The following is an 18,910-nucleotide window of genomic DNA, read 5'->3' as shown; positions in this document are numbered from 1 at the left end:
AACTTTGAACACTGAACATTAAACGCTAAACACTAAACATTAAAGAGTTAAGATGTTATCAATAAAAAATTTACAAGCCAGAATTGAGGAAAAGGAAATCCTGAAAGGAATCAACCTAGAAATCAAACCAGGCGAAGTGCACGCGATTATGGGACCAAATGGTTCTGGAAAAAGTACTTTGGCTTCTGTGCTTGCAGGAAGAGAAGATTACGAAGTAACTGGCGGATCGGTAGAGTTTTTAGGCAAAGATTTGCTTGAAATGGAAGCTGATGTTCGTGCTAGAGAAGGTGTTTTCTTGGCCTTTCAGTACCCAATCGAGATACCAGGAGTTAGTACAACTAACTTTATGAAAACGGCTGTCAATCAAATCAGAGAGCATCATGGAGAAAAAGCACTCGATGCGGTTTCTTTCTTGAAGTTGATGAAAGAGAAAATGAAGTTGGTTGAAATCGACCAAGCTTTATTGAGCCGTTCTTTAAATGAAGGTTTCTCAGGCGGTGAAAAGAAACGCAACGAAATCTTCCAAATGGCGATGCTTGAACCAAAGCTGGCCATTCTTGATGAAACCGATTCAGGCCTTGACATTGATGCACTCAAAATTGTAGCACACGGTGTTAACACACTGAAAAACAAAGACAACGCCACAATTGTGGTAACTCACTACCAAAGACTTTTGGATTACATCGTTCCTGATTTTGTACATGTTCTTTATAATGGAAGAATTGTAAAGTCAGGCACTAAAGAGTTAGCCTTAGAGCTAGAAGCCAGAGGTTACGATTGGATTAAGGAAGAAGCAGACGCAACCGCTTAAGCAGATATTTTATGGAAAAAATTGCAGGACAATCGATTTTAAATTCGCTTGAAACTCAATTTGAGGCGTTTGAAAAAAGCTTGAATGGTCAAAGTAAATCGGCAGCGCATGCTGTAAGAAAAGAGGCTTTCTCTAGCTTGATGAACTCTGGCTTTCCTGGTCCAAAAAACGAGGAATATAAGTTTACCAACTTTACCAGAGCCGTTGAAAAGAACTTTGAACTGAATGGAACAAATGCTGATTTTGGATTAACTGAAGCTCAAATTTCAGCTACTCAAATCGAAGGATTGGATGCGCATAAAATCGTATTCTTAAACGGGATTTATTCAAGTGAGCTATCTGACAACATCCAGGTAGAAGGCTTAAAAGTTGAATCACTTGCTGAAGGTTTCAAAGCCAATTCACCGTTGGCTCAATCGAATTTTGGCACTAAAGCCAACTTCGCGGAAGACGCGTTTGTAGCCTTAAACACCGCTTTCAGTCAGCATGGGGTTGCGATTGAGGTCGCGGACAAAGCGGTAATCGAAAAACCAATTGTACTTTACTTTATTGGTGATAGCTCAACAGCAGAACTTTCATACCACATCAGAAATATTGTAGTGGCAGGTAAGTTTTCTCAAGCCACCATTATTGAGAAATTCGATACCCTTGGTGAACACAAAAGCTTTACAACTTCTGTAAATGAAATCAGTGTAAGCGATAGTGCCCATCTTCGTTTTTTCAAAATTGAAAACGATACAGAGCAAGCTTATCACATTTCAAACATTCACGCTTCTCAAGGAACAAACAGTAATTTTAAAGCCTTTACCTTCTCGCTGAACGGAGCGATGATTCGTAATAACCTGAACATTAAACTTCAGGCCGAAGGTATTGAAACCTACATGAATGGACTCTATTTATTAGACGGAAAAACGCATGTAGACAACCACACCGTTGCTGATCATATGATGCCAAATTGCTATTCAAACGAATTGTATAAAGGCATAATGGATGGTAGCTCAAAAGGTGTTTTCAATGGAAAAATCTTTGTTCGCCCTGACGCACAAAAAACCAACGCATTCCAGTCGAATAAGAATATTCTGATTTCTGATAAGGCTACGGTAAACACCAAACCTCAATTAGAAATTTGGGCCGATGATGTTTCTTGTTCTCACGGCTGTACTACCGGCCAATTGGATATGGACGCACTCTTCTACCTACAAGCAAGGGGAATTCAGAAAGATAAAGCACGCGCTATTCTATTAAAGGCCTTCGCTAACGATGTGTTAGAAACCGTTGAAAACGAAGCGATCAAAGAATATCTCGCTGCGATTATAGAAAAGAGGTTGGAAAAATAAACCATGGCTCAGACTTTGGAAAAACACACATTGGACATTCAGAAAATCAGGACTCAGTTTCCCGTGCTTCATCAAGAAGTTAACGGTAAACCCTTGATTTACTTCGATAATGCCGCCACAAATCAAAAACCAAAAAGGGTAATTGATGCTTTGGTTAAGTATTACGAACATGACAATGCGAACATCCATAGAGGAGCGCATGCCTTGGCCGCTCGTGCCACAGAAGCATTTGAAAACACGCGCGTTTCTGTGCAGAAGTTTATCAATGCCAACGAGCCAGAAGAAATCATTTTCACAAAAGGGACTTCTGAAAGCATAAATCTAGTCGCTTCAAGCTGGGGTCGAAAGTTTTTGAACCCAGGAGACGAAGTTTTGATTTCAACCTTAGAGCATCACTCCAACATTGTGCCTTGGCAAATGATTTGCGAAGAGCGCGGAGCAGAACTTAAGGTGATGCCCATTAACGAAGCTGGTGAAATTATTATAGAAGCACTTGATGAGTTGATCACAGAGAAAACCAAGATGGTCGCATTTAACCATGCTTCCAATTCTTTGGGTACCATCAACCCAGTAAAACACATTATCGACAAAGCACATGCCGTTGGCGCTAAAGTTTTGGTAGATGGTGCACAAGCCTCCTCTCACCTCACTGTTGATGTTCAAGCATTGAATGCAGATTTCTATGCTTTCTCTGCTCACAAAATGTATGGTCCAACGGGCTTGGGTGTTCTTTACGGGAAACGGGATATTCTGGAAAAAACCCCTCCTTATCAAGGTGGCGGAGAAATGATTAAAGAAGTGAGTTTTGGCAAAACCACTTACAACGATATTCCTTACAAATTTGAAGCGGGCACTCCAGATATTGCCAATGTAATTGCTTTCAACGAAGCCATTCTTTTCATTAATGAATTGGGCAAAGAGAATATTGTCGCTTACGAGAACGAGCTATTGGCTTATGCTACTGATAAAATCACCCAAATAGAAGGCGTGAAACTTATTGGTACAGCCAAAGAGAAAGTGAGTGTACTTTCTTTCGAAGTAGAAGGAATTCATCACTTTGATTTAGGCATGTGGCTCGATGCTAAAGGTGTTGCCGTAAGAACAGGCCACCACTGTACTCAGCCTTTAATGGATCACTACTGCATTGAAGGAACTGTTCGTGCGTCATTTTCTGTTTACAACACGGTTGAAGAAATAGACGCTTTTATTGAAGCCTTAAAAAGCACAATCAGCAAATTCAAGAAATGAGCGAAACCATAAACGATATTCAAAACGAGATCATCGAAGAATTTTCAATGTTGGATGCCGACATGGAAATGACCATTGAATATATTATGGAATTGGGGCAGCAGTTGCCAGAAATGGCAGAAGCACTCAAAAATGAAGACCACATTGTAAAGGGTTGCCAATCTAAAGTTTGGCTGAATGCCGAAGCAAAAGATGGAAAAATATATTTAGAAGCCGATAGCAATACTGCCATCACAAAAGGGTTAGTGAGTATTTTGGTGAGAATTCTTTCAGGTCGTACTCCTCAAGAAATCGTTGATGCGGATCTCTACTTTGTTGACAAAATTGGTTTAAATAGATTCATCGGCACACAAAGATCTAACGGATTGGGCGCTATGATGAAACAAATAAAAATATATGGGTTAGCTTATTCTGCGAAGGCCGAATAAAACTCAAAAAACAAAAGACAAATATCAAAGCGGTGGTGAGCAATTATGACCTTGAGCAAAGAACAGAACAGTTCGCCAAAGACGTTAGGAAGTTTAATAAGGTCATTGACATTAGATTTATCGAATTACGAGGATTCAAAACAGCTCACAAGATCATCTGGATCAGTCGGAGCTAATTACATTGAAGCCAATGAAAAGTTAGGTGATAAAGACTTTAAGTTCAGGGCTAAAATTGCTAGAAAAGAAGCGAAAGAGTCAAGGTACTGGCTTCGGTTAATTGATACTTTAGGAAATAAAGAAGTTGAACAAGTAAGAATTAGGCTAGAACAAGAGGCCACCGAATTGTTGAAAATCTTGTCAGCAATAATAAATAAGGTTTAGATGATTGAGCTCGAAGTATTCATTACTAACTAGGACTGAAAGTTGAGTTTTGTGATTTGCTTTTTGAGATTTGATAATTTGAAGTTGAATTATGGAAGATAACTTAAGAGACCAAGTCGTTGCAGCGATAAAAACGGTGTACGACCCTGAAATACCTGTAGATGTTTATGAATTGGGGTTGATTTATGAAATCAATGTTTTTCCAGTGAACAATGTTTACGTACTGATGACATTGACTTCTCCTTCATGCCCTGCGGCAGAAGTGATACCTGAAGAGGTAAAGCAAAAAATTATGGCACTTGAAAGTGTAAATGATGTAGAAGTTGAATTGACTTTCGACCCTCCATTTACGCAAGACATGATGTCGGAAGCAGCCAAGCTAGAACTTGGTTTTATGTAAGAATGGCCAAAGCGGCTTTTAAGAATTAGAAACGAAATAAAAATAAGAAATATGTACCCTGAACATTTACTCGTCCCATTCAGACAAGAATTGACTGAAGCGGGTTTTACAGAGCTAAAAACAGCCGAGGCTGTTGAAAATCACTTAAAGAACCAGAAAGGCACTTCTTTAGTAGTGATCAATTCGGTTTGTGGTTGTGCTGCTGGAACAGCAAGACCAGGTGTTAAAATGGCTTTAAAGCTTGCCGACAAAAAACCTGATCATCTAACTACTGTTTTTGCTGGTGGCGACATTGAGGCAACTGCTAAAGTGAGAGAGTTCCACATGCCTTACCCTCCTTCTTCTCCATCAGTTGCTCTTTTCAAAGATGGTGAGTTGGTGCATTTTGTAGAAAGACATCACATTGAAGGCAGAACTGCAGATATGATTGGTGGCCATTTGGCTGATGTTTTTGAAGAGTACTGCTAGTTTCTTCATAAACTAAATGAAACAAAAACAGGCCACTTCAAATGAAGTGGCCTGTTTACTTTACGACTGATTCCATCGATTATAAATCTAAGCGGTAGTAGAAGGTGTTGTAGGATTCGATTAAGAAATCACTTGAATTCACTAACCTTCTTAATTCCTTGTTACTCATTTGCTCTACCGTATGGATAGGAGCTTCTAAAAGCAACTCGTTGTCCTTATCATAAATTTTAATAATCTTGATCGGAGAAGGCTTCACGTTTCCTTCATCATCTATTACGAATTCTAATTCGCAATCAGCTTTCAGATTCAAATCGTGCTTTACTTCTGAAATCAATTCAATAGCTTCTTCTCTTGTTAATTTTTCATCAGCAATTTCTGATGCCATTGATACTGAGCTAATGCCTATTAAAAGGCAAATCATTAAAGGAATTCTTCTCCTTAAAATGCCGATTGTGTTGTTTATTGAGTTCATGACCTTGTTGTTTTTGAGTTTAACATTGCTGCCGACCAAAGCAGCTGACCTACCTCCTTATGACAATGCTTATGCCAACTAAGATAAATAGCTGATTATCAATCAGTAGAACCAAAGAAAGCTAAGAATTCTAGGTCGATTTATGTTCATAACCGTACAAGTATGTACGGTACCGTCACAATGAAACTTTTATTGATTTTTATCGTCCCATGAGAAGTCAATTAAGCTGACAATAAAAAAGAGCCTATCTCCATAGGCTCCTTATAAAATTTGAAAACAAGAGTTTTCAAATCCCCCTCAACACAAAATAGTAAGTATTACTAAATTGAATTTTCTTTTATTTCTCTAAACTCACGGTGTAACTTCCTGAAGTTCCAGCTACTACTCCTCCACCTGTATGGGTAAAGCTGAACTTAAAGTTTGTCACACTCAATTCTAGAATTGTTACTTCCTCACCTGTATCTAGATTAATGCTTCCTGCGGCTTCATTAGCCCATGCCCAAGTACCTGTTGCACGAAAAAGGTCGCCACCGTTGGTGGTGGTGTAAGTGCCATCCGTGAACGACAATGTAAAGCCTGGATAATTCAGGCTCACGTCTTGACCGTCTAATGTGATCTGGCCACTGGTACCATAGGTCCAATTCCCTGCAAGTTTTTCAAAGGCGAGTTCTTTGTTTGTGGGCCCATTTGGATCATCTGAGCTACAACCTATAATGATCATTACAAGTAGTACTAAAGTACTTATGGTTTTGGTTCTGTTGATTTTCATTGTTATCTTATCTTTTGATCATTACTTTTTTCCTTACCACAGATTTTCCATCAGTAATCTGAATAATATAGATACCGCTGGTATAATCTGAGACGTTCAGTTGAAGGGTTTTCTCTGTAAAGGATTTTCTACTGAACAATGGCGTACCTGAAGCATTTGCTATATCAATATCCAGTTTTTTACCGCCCACCTCTGACAAGTCAATGTTCAGTATTTTACTTGCTGGATTAGGGAATATACTGATGGTCTCAGGATTGATCGCTCCGTCATCTACTCCTGTGATTATTGCTCCTTCACCAGATACATTTACCGAAACGGTACCTGCATTGGTAATGAACTGAATTGTGCCAGTATAGATATTCACTTCGGTTGGTTTAAAACCGAAGACGATGGTTCTGCTTTCTCCTGGATTTACTATGACCCCTGTAACTGCTCCAATGAAGCCTTCGGGGAACAGCACACTATTGACAATCAATGCTGCTTCTCCGTCATTGTGAACAGTGATGTCAAAATTGCTCGTCAGTCCTAGTGCTGTAGCTGGAATATCGATATTCGAAGTAATTCTAAGCTCTGGTTCTGCCACATTGGTGACTGTTATGGTAAACACTTTCTCGAAAGTACCTCCACGACCGTCATCGGTTTTTACCCGAATGCTGTAACTCGTCTTAGTTTCGAAATCAAAAATAGAGGCTGCCTTAAGACTTGTGCCCTCAACAATAAACTGCGCATTGTCTGTACTTCCCGTTCCCGTTACCAAACTATAAGTGTGTCCAGTAGATTGATCAGCATCTATTGTAGTAAAGCTTCCTATCACTGCTGCTACTTCATTATTCTCAGCAATGCTAGATGAGTTTATCGTTATGTCGGTTGGTGACAGATTGGTGACATAGACTTCGCCTGTAAGCGCTCCTGACAATGGGTTGTTGGCTGCATCTAAAATACTGTCATCGTCTTTTAGGTTTAGGCCTATGCTGCCTTGGCCTGATATGCCGATTACGGTTATGTCATAGGTTTTGGAGTCTACTTGGGTCACAGAATTCAGGGTACCTGTTGCTGTGCCTGTCAAGATCACTTCAAAGTCGGTCAGGTCTACACCCGTTACGTCTTCTGAGAAGGCTGCTCTAAAGCCTGCACTGGCCGTCAGGATCGGATTGGCGGTTTTCTTAGTTAAACTCAGCGCTGTTGGCGCTGTACCATCGAAAGTTGTATTCAGTATGTTACTGGCTTTATTAGTGTTTCCAGGGGTATCAGTGACAATATTGGCTGGAAGACCTACCGCCACTGTACCGTCTGTTCCTGGAGTAATTTCTACTGTCCATTGTTTGTCTGCAATAACTTCCACCAAATTACTAGCTGTACCATTCGTTACCTGAATATCGCTTATCGTAAAGCCTGTTACTATTTCATCAAAGCTGATATTTACTCCAAATGCAGCGTTGGTCAATGGGTCTACAGCGGTAGTCAATGTTGCTGTTGGAGCTACACCATCAACTAATACGGCCGCTGTTGACGCCACTTGATTGAGGTTTAACAAGGCATCTGTACCAAAAGAGTCCTTAATCTTTGCTCCATTTAATGAAATATTCGAGCCTAAAGTTATTCCGTCAATATCCAAATCTCCTTCAACAATGGTATAGCTGAATGTAGCTTTAATAGCATTGCTAACAGCCGTCTTCAAAGTAGCTGACTTGGTAGTTGAACCAACGGTCAACGGTACTGTTGGCGTTCCTGTTATGCTTACAGGAAGTGAGAAATTCACTATAAAGCTCATCTCATCGCCAATGGCGTAATTACCGTCATCTGGAACAGAAACAGAGGTGACAAATGATGCCTCCACAATGGTCAGCGTTCCATCTACCAGGTTGAAGTCATAATTGTTGTCGCTTCCTCCGCTCAAGGTAATAGATGCTGTTCCTGCAACCGTGGTTTCATCTGCCGTTGTCGAAGCTGTTGGCTCTGAATCGATCACAGATCTGTCATCACCATTCACAAAACCAGAATAATCAATGGTGAACTCGGGATTAGCTTGCCCTACTGCCCTTTGTTTATCTTCCGCAGTGGCAGTTAGCGTAGCTTTTCCAATAGTCAGCGTACCGTTATTCATTATAATTGAATAGTTATCCGCTGACCCACCCGGTAGGGTGATGTCATAAGTGCCAGCATCACTTGTCGCATCTGCTGTTGTGCTGGCAGTTGGTTCCATGATATCAGTTTCATCATCCCCGTTCACAAAACCAGCGTAGCTGACGGTGAGGGCTGGGTTTTCTTCCCCGTAGGTCTTCGACTTATCATCGGCTGTGGCTCTAAGCACTGCTTTGCCAATAGAGAGCATTCCACTACTTAAGTTGAAGCTGTAGTTATCTGCTGTTCCTCCTGCCAAGTCGATATCAAAAGTACCTACTCCTGTTGTAGCATCTGCCAAAGTTGATGCAGTTGGCTCAGTTGTGATTGCTGTTTCATCATCACCATTTACAAAGCCTGTATAGCTGATGGTGAATGTTGGATTGACTTCTCCGTAGGTCTTCGACTTATCATCGGCAGTTGCTGTTAGCACTGCTTTGTTGATAGTAAGCGCTCCACTAGCTAGACTGAAGCTGTAGTTATCTGCCGTTCCTCCAGCCAAGTCGATATTATAAGTACCTACTCCCGTGGTAGCATCTGCCAAAGTTGAAGCAGTTGACTCCGTTATGATTGCTGTTTCATCATCACCATTGACAAAGCCTGAATAACTGATGGTGAATGTTGGATTAGCTTCCCCGTAGGTCTTCGACTTATCATCTGCTGTGGCAATAAGCACTGCTTTGTTGATAGTAAGCGTTCCTCTCCCTAAGTTGAAGCTATAGTTATCCGCTGTCCCTCCGGCTAGATTGATATCATAAGTTCCTACTCCTGTTGTGGCATCCGCCACTGTTGAAGCAGTTGGCTCGGTAGTGATAGCATTTGCATCATCGCCATTCACAAAACCTGTATAAGTAATTGTGAAAGCGGGGTTCACCTCGCCATAAGCTTTAGACTTATCATCGGCTGTTGCGGTTAGCACTGCCTTCCCAATAGTGAGCATTCCACTGCTTAAGTTGAAGCTGTAGTTGTCTGCTGTTCCTCCAGCCAAATCGATATCGTAAGTACCTACTCCTGTTGTTGCATCTGCCCCTGTTGAAGCAGTTGGCTCGGTAGTGATAGCATTTGCATCATCACCATTCATAAAGCCTACATAGCTGATTGTGAATGTTGGATTGGCTTCTCCATAGGTTTTCGACTTATCATCGGCAGTTGCGGTCAGCACTGCTTTGTTGACGGTTAACAATTGGGTTGCATTGGTTGCAGCAGCGTAGCTAGCATCTCCTGCCTGCGAGGCGGTAATGGTGGTCTCTCCTGCTCCAATTATTGTTACAGTACTTCCATTGACAATGGCTACACTAGTGTTAGAACTGGTATAAGTCACTCCTAAGTTAGAGGATGCTGTGGCAGAAAGAGTAAAGTTAGCGTCACCATAAGTCTTGGCTGCTAAAGCTCCAAAGGTGATGGTTTGACTGATCTTACTCACCGCACCTTTCAGGCTACTTTCAACCTCATTTCCTGCATTGTTTCCATCGTGTGGAGTTACTTCAAAGCTAATGTACTTGTCTACATCCGAACTCGTTAGGTCATAAGTTGAAGCTGTAGCTCCTGCAATGGCTATTTTGTTTGTGCCATTAGCGTCATCCGATCTATACCATTTGAAGGTTGTACCATCTTCAGTATCATTATCAGTATCTGAATAAGTATAAGCACCTGTCAAGGTTTCGCCAACAGTGAGCGTTCCCGAGAAGTCTACATTAGTTGTGGTTGGTAAAGCATTCAGGGAAATATTTACTCCAGTTGCATCAGACCCTAAACTATTCCCTCCAAAATCAGTGACCACATTATTATTGTTGGCATAAGTGATATTCAGGTTGAGTTGAGCAGTGCTCATGTCCGCAACGGTCAATACCAGTTTGTTGTCTTCTGCTGTTCCATCGGTAATGGCCTGAACAGTGAAATTGGTGCTATTATCATCCACCACGGTGAAATCCGTTGGGTTCGTGCCTAAGGTTTTAACCGGCTCGCTGAAGGTTAGAGTGATTTGCGTTTCAGAATCCTTAGCCGCGCTTACTAATGTTGGAGCAGTGGTATCATCAATTTTAGCACCTGTTCCATCCAATGGATAAACATTCCCAGCTAAATCTGCAATTGTACTTCCACCTGAATGAAGGATTTCCAGATCGCCCAAGAACTCATCCAATGTATTGAAATTGGCTATAATTTTATTGTCACCCACTGTTCCATCTTCCACAGAAACTGCATTCTCCCACTTGTTATTTCCACCATATACGGTAATGTTATGATGGCCATTTGAACCAGGGACAACTGGTTCACTGAAGGTCAAGGTGATTTGACTTTCGCTGGTCTTGGCAATACTCACCAAGCTTGGCGCAGTTTGATCATTGGTTACATTAATCGGTGTGGCAGCAGTGTTATTGTTACCAGCAATATCAGTTGCCTTGTTAGCTGTAATACCGACTGTCACCTGACCATCTGCTGATGGCGTAATTCTGGCAGTATAAACACTCGCACTTACCGTGCTAAAGCTTCCCGCACTCCCATTGGTTACGGAAATGTCATTGACATCGAAATCTGACACAGCTTCAGAGAAAGTAAAGGTGGCCGTAAACTCTCCACTATGTGGGTTATTGGCGTTACTGGTAATTGCAACGGTTGGCTGTGTAAGATCAATTACCAATGCTTTGGCAGCTGATGCTGGAGAATGGTTTCCAGCGTTATCCAGTTCTTTGGCTGTAATTGAATAGGTACCCACTGGTAAGGTTGTTCCTTCATGGTCGAACAACCAGGTAGTGGCATTATTGGTCGTAGCAATTCCAATACTTGTTCCATCAATAAACACTTCTACCCTGCTATTTGCTGTGGCATTTCCTCCAATAATCAAGGTTTGATCATTGGTTATAAAGTCTGAATTTGAAGGTCCTCTATCGTTCCCCACCGCCCCTACAATTGGTGCCGAAACTGGCCCTGTAAGGTCTATCAGCAAGCTAAAGCCTGCAGAAGCCGATGACTCATTGCCTGCGGCATCGGTTGCTTTGGCGGTAATGCTATAGCTGTTTTCCGCAAGTGCAGATCCTGAATGATTGTAAGTCCAATCACCGTTTTCATCAGCAGTAGTTGTTCCAACACTGGTGTTGTCAATAAACACTTCTACTGAAGCATTCGCCTCGGCAGTACCATGTATTTCAATAGCATCATCGTTTGTCAAGCCATCAGAATCGCTCACACCAGTATCATTGCTAATGCCCGTTACCACCGGTGCATTTGGTGCTGTGATATCCACCTCCACACTCAAAGCAGTTGACTCGACAGACTCATTACCAACCGCATCTGTAGCCTTGGCGGTTATACTATGCGTAGCTTCTGTAAGTGTTGAACCAGTATGATCGTATGTCCAATAGCCAGAACCATTGGCTGTGGTATTGCCTACGCTATTTCCACCAATAAACACTTCTATTGAAGCATTGGCTTCGGCAGTACCGCTGATTTCCAGCGTTTGATCATTGGTTAAATTATCGGAAGTACTGCTTCCAGTATCCGTTGAAATACTTGCCACAAGTGGAGCTGCTGGAGCAGTTTCATCGTTAGTCACGCTTAGCTGGGTAGCTGCGGTGTTACCGTTTCCTCCAGCATCCTGTGCTTTGTTGGCAGCCACATTTACTGTTACAGTTCCTTCTGACGCAGGGGTAATAGTAGCAGTATAGATTTTCGCACTTGCTGCATTGACGTTTCCTGCAGACCCATTACTTACTGAAATATCGTTCACGTCAAATCCAGAAACATCTTCGTTGAAAGTAAAGGTGGCCGTAAAGGCTCCGCTTACTGTATTGGCAGAGTTGGTAATTGATATGGTTGGTGCAGTTGTATCAACTCTTACATCGGCAGCACCGACAACACTAATAGAAGTGCTGGCATCATTACCCGCTGCATCCTGGATTGTTCCTCCGTTAAGGCTAATGCTTGAAACGGAAACACCGTTGCCATCAATATCCCCAGCAACAGTAGTGTATCTGAAAACTAGTGAGGTCGTTCCCGAACCACTATGGTATTCAGCAACCCTTTGTTGACCACCCATGGCAATAGTAATACTTGGGGTGCCATTGGTTTCGTCCACAATGACGGCTTCATCAAACACATAGGTAACATCTAAATTATCTATCAAACCATAGGTTTTCCCTACAATGGTACCTGATGAAACTGATGGAGCACTGATGTCTACCGTAACATCTAATGCTGTTGAAACAGCCGACTCATTACCTGCTGCATCTGTAGCTTTTGCCGTGATGCTATGAGTAGCCTCCGTAAGTGTTGAACCGGAATGATCGTAAGTCCAATCTCCTGAGCCATCTGCGGTAGTATTCCCTATGCTGTTTCCACCAATAAACACATCTATTGAAGCATTGGCTTCGGCCGTACCAGTAATTTCCAAAGTTTGGTCGTTGGTTATACCATCCGCAGCACTGCTTCCGGCATCTATTGAAATGCTTGCAACAATTGGAGCAGCAGGAGCGGTTTCATCGTTGGTCACACTTAATTGGGTAGCTGCAGTGTTTGCGTTACCTGCAGCATCTGTGGCTTTATTGGCCAATACATCTACAGATACCTCACCATCGGCAGATGGGGTAATGGTAGCCGTGTAAACCTTCGCACTAGTTGTGTTAAAGTTGCTGGCTGCTCCATTGCTTACCGATATGTCTTCTTCGGCAAAACCACTTACATCTTCGTTGAATGTAAATGTAGCTGTGAAGACTCCGCGCTGAGGATCATTCGCATTACTTGTAATGGTAACAGTAGGGGCAACATTGTCAAGTGCATATTCTTCAATTGTATTCCCGGAAGTAGCCACTTCATACGATTCCCCGGAAGAAATATAAGTGGTAAATACCCAGTCAAAGTTAGGAGAAGGGAAATCACCGTACATGCGGCCATTGGCATAAGGGTTAGTATTTGATCCTTCCGGAATAAATTCACTGGCATTCGCGTGGTCGAAATGGAAGGTATATGACTGACCTGCTACCATAGTTGCCGGGTTATCAAAAGTGATGGTTATATCCTCTGAAGTACGCCAAGATACAGAAGTGAAATCTTGCGTTGCGATAACATTTCCTCCAGTTCCATCACCTTCGCGGATTTTTAAGGTCATTGGACCTGCATATTCATGGATTTGATTCATTTCGACCCGGATTGAAACAAGTGGGCCATTTTGAGTAGCTTGGAAGGATTGTGCGGCCAAGTCACCTCCATTTGTCTGTTCGGCATTCACAGTTTGATCAACATCTACCACCACATTGTCATTCAATATGTTGTTTGAGCCGGAAAGGCCATTGGTTCCAGCAACACCGACTGAGACTGTCCCGTTGGAATCATCCACTCCCGAAACCACTACATCGTAATATCTTGTATCTTCTGCACCAACGGTAACAGGATCAACGCTGGAAATTGTACCGTCACCAGCAGCCGTACCAGACAGCACAAAATCAGTAACATCTACATTCCTCACATCTTCACCAAAATCAACCCTGAATGTGAGCACATCGGCATTGGTATCCTCATCACCCGGGTTTTGCCTGGCAGCGGTATAGATTATAGCCGCCAGCGTTATTTCTACCCCGGTATTATCCGTGGCCAGGTGGTTCCCTCCAAAATCACTTATATTTCCACTAGAAGGGTCATAGGTGATTGTGAGTCTTCCGACTGCACTACCCAAGTTATCAAAACCGAGGATCAGTTTATTGTCTTCGGCTGTGCCATCAGTGAGAGAAAGTATACAGAAGCCATTGTTATTAGCATCTTCTACCGTGAAGTTACTGGCATCAGCACCATCAATCTGAACTTCTTCGTTGAAGGTTAATGTGATTTGTGTATCAGAATCTTTGGTGGCGCTTACCAGCGTTGGTGCTGTATTGTCCAAGTCAATGGTTACGCCAGTGGCATCTGCGGCTAACGCATTGCAGGCAAAGTCAACTACTTCATTGTTATTATTGGCATAAGTGATGATTATATCACCTAAGGCATCACTTAAATCTGCTACCGTTAAAGTCACCTCAGCATCTCCAACAGTTCCGTTATTGATGGCACTTACTACATAGGCGTTTCCTACACCGTCCTTAACTGTAAAGTCAGTAGGATTAACACCTAAAACATCCACATTCTCGCTAAATGTGATGGTAATTTCTGTATCTGAATTTTTAGTACCATTGCTTAAGGTTGGCGCTGAGACATCAGCTGAGGCATTAATTACCACTCCTGTATCATCAGTTTTCTGAGCTATATCGCCTAAGTCGGAAATCTCACCATTATTGTTCGTGTAAGTAATGGTTATATCGCCAACGGCAAACTCAAGACTAGCGACCGTAAGCACAATATCTGTATCTCCGACAGATCCATCTGCCTGAGCTGAGACAGCGTAGGTATTGCCGCGACAGTCCGTTACCGTAAAGTCAGTTGGATTAGTGCCATTGGTTTGTACATTTTCGCTATAGGTAATGGTAATGGTAGTATTATTGGTTTTGACAGCGCTGACCATAGCAGGGTCGTTTCGAACTCCAGAGAACCAACCCAAATCACCAATGTTATTACTACCCAGACTACCAACAACAAAATCCAGTACCCCATCCCCATTCAAATCGGCTAAACGACCAAGGCTATGTTGCCCAACATCAAAGTCTTTTAATACATCCGGCAAGTAGCTATTGCTTTTATTCACATTGAGAAACTCAGGGGTATTGGCGGTACCTGAATTCAAAATCACCTGAAATACTCCATCTGTAGTTCCAGAAATCAAATCCAAGTCACCGTCATTGTCAATATCAGCAAAGCTGGGTTCTGACAAGGTACTTCCTGATCTATTCGTAATAGGGCTAAAATCTTCAAAGGGGCTATCTGCACGGTATTTCCTTAAGAACTGAGGAACTTCTTTTGTTCCAATATTCTCGGCATAGCTGATGGTATCATTCCCCATCACGATCAAATCGAAATCGTCATCACCATCCAGATCAGCGAAGCTTGGGGCAGCAAAGCTTCCGTAGTTCGTGTGGAACCACTCAGTACCATTGTCTGGGTCTGCGAAGAGCCCTTCAATTTGTTGAAACTCAAACACTGGATTACCAATATCTCCAACATTGCGAAAGAAAACGACATCATTCATTGCTGCTGCACTAACGTTAAGTTGGGCAGCTTTATCAGCATCCCATCCCGTTTGGTTTCCGATAAACAAATCGAGATCACCATCATTATCAATATCCACCAAAACAGGCCTTGCACCTTCATTGCTATTGCCCGCCTTTGTATCCAATGAATCGATCGTTGGAATCCAGCCAGTAACAAACTCCCAATTGGGAGATGTAGCAGTGCCTGTATTTCTCATTGGATAGACTTTCCCCGTGAAGGAGCCAACAAGAAAGTCCATATCGCCATCCGCATCGAGGTCGCCAACAGCAAACCCAGGAAGCCTTTTATCACTTCCATCTGGTATTGGTACATTAAGGCCGGCATTATTAGAACCACCGAACTCCCCTCTGCCACCTTCCAATACAAAGGCCGCAGGCCAATCACCAAATGGTGCGCGCACATACTCTTCCTTAGTGTAGCTTTCTGAAGTGACAGGGGCAGTACTTGAGAGGCTTTCCACTGTATTCACGGCTGACTCGTAGATTTGGAATGCTAAATCCAAATCCGAAATATGGCTGGTATTATTCATACCTGTAAATATTACATGCCCACTCGTATAACCTGCATTGGTACTGGATACTATGGCATGGCTACCAGAACCTGAGAAACCAGAAAATAGAAAAGAATACGTATTGCCTTGAGTAAGTTGTGGCAAAGCAGGAATAGCAAAACTCTGACCAGCCGCATCTGTACTGTTTGTAATATTAACCGTTTGACTGGTTATTAAGGTACCACTTTGAGTTTGGTCTCCATCATAGATGCTCAGCGTAGCTGTACCAGAAAAAGTATGATTTCCTGATTTAGGGTAAATCGTAATTTTTGAAAGCCTGCCAGAAGTGCCTGCCATGAAAGTCTGTCCAATGCTTGCCTGGTTCAGGTAATCTCCTGAACCATTATAGTTAGTCTCAAGGCTCTCATTTGCAGTGAAGGTGGCGATATCGCTGCTTCCACTTTCACCACCCACTCCTTTTATACCTAAACCAACTGTACCCACTGCATTGTCCATACCAGAAACAGTGACATCATAAGTACTATTGTCACTTACTAATTCAACTGAAGTAATAGCACCGTTAACAGTACTATTCAAGACAAAGTCTGTGGCATCCACATTGGTTACTTGGTCACTAAATGTAACCCTGAATACCACAGTGCCAGAACCCGTGGTTTCTGTTGAAGGCTGCTGACGGGTAATGCTTAGAACCCCTGGGGGATAACTGGGCAATGGCCCTTGTAAGGAGCTCTCTATGGCAGCCCCTGCTGAGTTCCCATCATTTGGAGTTACTTCGAAGCTGATATACTTTGTAGCCTCTGCCAATGTAAGTGTATAGGTACTGAAAGTAGCCCCTGCAATAGCTGTTTTGTTCGTGCCCTGATCATCATCTGAACGATACCATTTAAAGGTAGTACCACTCTCGGCATCGTTCTCACTGTCAGCATAAGTATAAGAACCTGTAAGCACCTCATCCAACTCCAGTGTTCCCGTAAAAGTTACATTGCTAACCGTAGGGGCTAAGTTTATAGCTTCCAAGGTATAGCCTTCATTCGTTTGAGCTGCATCTGTACTCAGTGCATTACCTGCCGTGGCTGTTCCTTCATAAATATCAATTTTCAGGTCGAAGTCTGTGTGGCTGCTAGTACTGGTTCCAGTAAAAATCACTCTGCCGCCATTATAGTTTCCTGAAGTGCTTGATTCCAATGCCTGCGAGCCACTTCCCGAGAAATTATCCATTACCAAGCTATAAACTTCACCTTGAGTCAGTGGGATAGGGTTTTCGATAGTAAAGGTTTGTCCTGCTGCATCGGTGCTATTGCTTATATTGATAGTCTGCGACCCAATCAATGTTGCGTCACCGGCAAGCTCATTTCCACTGTAAATTTTCAGGTCTGCAGTTCCACTAAAGCTATGGTTTCCTGATTTGGGGTAGATGGTATATGCTGTTAGATAATTATCGGTAGTAGCAGTAAAAGTCTGGCCAAGTTTCGCTTGGTTCAAGTAATCATTAACATCAGTTTGACTGATCGTTTTCGTTCCTGTTCCAAAAATGGCATTTTGAATATCGTTGGAGCCACTAGCTCCATCTACGCCTTTAATTTGAAGTGCAAGGGTTCCATCTACATTGCTGATATTGTTTACCGTTACATCGTAGACGCTGGCGGTCACTTCATTCACAGAGGAAATGGTTCCTCCCACTGTGGAATTAATAGAGAAATCGTCTGTTGTGACATTAGTGGCACTTCCGTTAAAAGTCACTCTAAAAGTGACTTCTGAAGCCGAAACAGTCTGTTCAGTTGGATTTTGTCTTGCTATCTCTTGAATTATGAGAGGACCTAAAACAGGTCCAGACAAAGTACTTTCACTTGCTCCTCCTACAATTGTTCCATCACTTGGAGTTACTTCAAAACTGATGTATTTACTTAAATCATCGTTTGTAAGCGTGTAAGTAAGAGAACTAGCTCCTGCAATAGCAGTCTTGTTGGCTCCAGAAGCATTATCTGATCGATACCATTTGAAGGTTGAACCGTTTTCATCATCTCCATCTGCATGGCTGTAAGTGTAAGTTCCCGTCAATTCTTCTCCCGTGCTCATTGTACCCACCACCGCAACGTTAGTAGCAGTAGGTTGCGCAACAGGTGTACCTAACAACACCTCAATAATTATATCTGAAGTAGCAAAATTGTTAAAACCGGCCTGTAGCCCGTCAAAAGTTCCTGAATAAACACCGGTTGTAAAATCAGCAAAAGTGGCTGTACCAGCAATATCAAAAGTGGCACTTCCTGAAAGGGTGTATAAAGTATTAGACGCCATGGAAACTAGAGAACCCACATCCAAAGCAAAGTCATCATAGTCTGAGCCTGTATCATCATCCAAAACAATGGCACTGAAGTTAATAGGAGTAGTACCATCCGAAAGATTTAGATTTCCCGTCAGGTTAAAGGTTTCGAAGTTGATATTGGAATTGACAAAATTAAAGGACGAATTTCCAAAAATCTGATTAAATCCATTGGCACCAGACCATGAGGTACCATTTCCATTGGTTGTAGCAGAACCTGAGCCAGTAACGGTTAAGGTGGTGGCAGAAGTTGAGGTAGCATGGATAGTAAACTTAATCTGGGCAAAACCAGCAGTCTGTATGAAGACTATTAAAAGTAATGCCCATAAGGATCCCCTTTTGCTGAGAATAGATTCAATGAGTTTGGTTGACAAGGCTCGCATTGCTATTGAAGTTTAATTCAATATGAAAATGCGGCCATTTATTGCGAGGAAATTAGAAATGTGCGTGAACTGCAGTTTTTTGGGCGTGAAGGAGGGGATCACATACGCTAATAATCAACACCAAGGTTTTGAT

At 42.3% G+C, this 18,910-nt stretch carries 10 protein-coding genes; 7 read left to right on the top strand and 3 right to left on the bottom strand.

Annotation, left to right across the window (positions count from 1 at the left end; all coding sequences use genetic code 11):
* Positions 1-52 precede the first annotated feature (52 nt).
* The 7 genes from sufC to AAC026_RS18505 all read left to right on the top strand — a co-directional run bounded on the left by sufC (position 53) and on the right by AAC026_RS18505 (position 5,073).
* Entirely contained in the window at positions 53-811 is a 759-nt protein-coding gene (gene sufC / locus AAC026_RS18535) for a Fe-S cluster assembly ATPase SufC (protein WP_062300192.1), read from the top strand.
* Positions 812-822: 11 nt separating this feature from the next.
* On the top strand, positions 823-2,148 hold the full coding sequence (sufD, locus tag AAC026_RS18530; protein ID WP_339701254.1) for a Fe-S cluster assembly protein SufD: 1,326 nt from the start codon (positions 823-825) through the stop codon (positions 2,146-2,148).
* 3 nt (positions 2,149-2,151) lie between these two features.
* A complete protein-coding gene (locus AAC026_RS18525) occupies positions 2,152-3,396 on the top strand; it encodes a cysteine desulfurase (RefSeq protein ID WP_339701251.1) in 1,245 nt (414 codons plus the stop codon).
* The gene (locus AAC026_RS18520; RefSeq protein WP_339701248.1) at positions 3,393-3,824 is read left to right on the top strand and encodes a SufE family protein; all 432 of its coding nucleotides are present in this window, start codon (positions 3,393-3,395) and stop codon (positions 3,822-3,824) included. Before AAC026_RS18525 ends, AAC026_RS18520 begins: the two co-directional genes overlap by 4 nt.
* 105 nt (positions 3,825-3,929) lie before the next feature.
* Positions 3,930-4,205 (top strand): four helix bundle protein, encoded by a 276-nt coding sequence (locus AAC026_RS18515; RefSeq protein WP_339701245.1) that lies wholly within the window; start codon positions 3,930-3,932, stop codon positions 4,203-4,205.
* 91 nt (positions 4,206-4,296) lie between these two features.
* Positions 4,297-4,605 (top strand): DUF59 domain-containing protein, encoded by a 309-nt coding sequence (locus AAC026_RS18510; RefSeq protein ID WP_068415345.1) that lies wholly within the window; start codon positions 4,297-4,299, stop codon positions 4,603-4,605.
* Between the two features lie 51 nt (positions 4,606-4,656).
* Positions 4,657-5,073 (top strand): BrxA/BrxB family bacilliredoxin, encoded by a 417-nt coding sequence (locus tag AAC026_RS18505; RefSeq protein ID WP_339607316.1) that lies wholly within the window; start codon positions 4,657-4,659, stop codon positions 5,071-5,073.
* 79 nt (positions 5,074-5,152) lie between these two features.
* On the opposite strand, the gene AAC026_RS18500 is transcribed toward AAC026_RS18505, so the two are convergent.
* From AAC026_RS18500 to AAC026_RS18490, 3 genes are all read right to left on the bottom strand, one after another.
* A complete protein-coding gene (locus AAC026_RS18500; protein ID WP_339701242.1) occupies positions 5,153-5,545 on the bottom strand; it encodes a hypothetical protein in 393 nt (130 codons plus the stop codon).
* Positions 5,546-5,882: 337 nt separating this feature from the next.
* Positions 5,883-6,314, bottom strand: a complete 432-nt coding sequence (locus AAC026_RS18495; RefSeq protein ID WP_339701239.1) for a hypothetical protein — start codon at positions 6,312-6,314, stop codon at positions 5,883-5,885.
* Positions 6,315-6,321: 7 nt separating this feature from the next.
* Positions 6,322-18,777: an MBG domain-containing protein gene (locus AAC026_RS18490; RefSeq protein WP_339701236.1), complete on the bottom strand. Its 12,456-nt coding sequence runs from the start codon at positions 18,775-18,777 to the stop codon at positions 6,322-6,324.
* Between the last annotated feature and the right edge of the window lie 133 nt (positions 18,778-18,910).

It is taken from the genome of uncultured Roseivirga sp., from assembly GCF_963973945.1.
GTDB lineage: Bacteria > Bacteroidota > Bacteroidia > Cytophagales > Cyclobacteriaceae > Roseivirga.
Note: the sequence above shows the minus strand (reverse complement) of the source record. Positions and strands in the feature narration are given on the sequence as shown.

Coding starts and splice junctions, on each gene's coding strand:
- sufC (WP_062300192.1), top strand. CDS start 53: ATGTTATCAATAAAAAATTTACAAGCCAGAATTGAGGAAAAGGAAATC.
- sufD (WP_339701254.1), top strand. CDS start 823: ATGGAAAAAATTGCAGGACAATCGATTTTAAATTCGCTTGAAACTCAA.
- AAC026_RS18525 (WP_339701251.1), top strand. CDS start 2,152: ATGGCTCAGACTTTGGAAAAACACACATTGGACATTCAGAAAATCAGG.
- AAC026_RS18520 (WP_339701248.1), top strand. CDS start 3,393: ATGAGCGAAACCATAAACGATATTCAAAACGAGATCATCGAAGAATTT.
- AAC026_RS18510 (WP_068415345.1), top strand. CDS start 4,297: ATGGAAGATAACTTAAGAGACCAAGTCGTTGCAGCGATAAAAACGGTG.
- AAC026_RS18505 (WP_339607316.1), top strand. CDS start 4,657: ATGTACCCTGAACATTTACTCGTCCCATTCAGACAAGAATTGACTGAA.
- AAC026_RS18500 (WP_339701242.1), bottom strand. CDS start 5,545: ATGAACTCAATAAACAACACAATCGGCATTTTAAGGAGAAGAATTCCT.
- AAC026_RS18495 (WP_339701239.1), bottom strand. CDS start 6,314: ATGAAAATCAACAGAACCAAAACCATAAGTACTTTAGTACTACTTGTA.
- AAC026_RS18490 (WP_339701236.1), bottom strand. CDS start 18,777: ATGCGAGCCTTGTCAACCAAACTCATTGAATCTATTCTCAGCAAAAGG.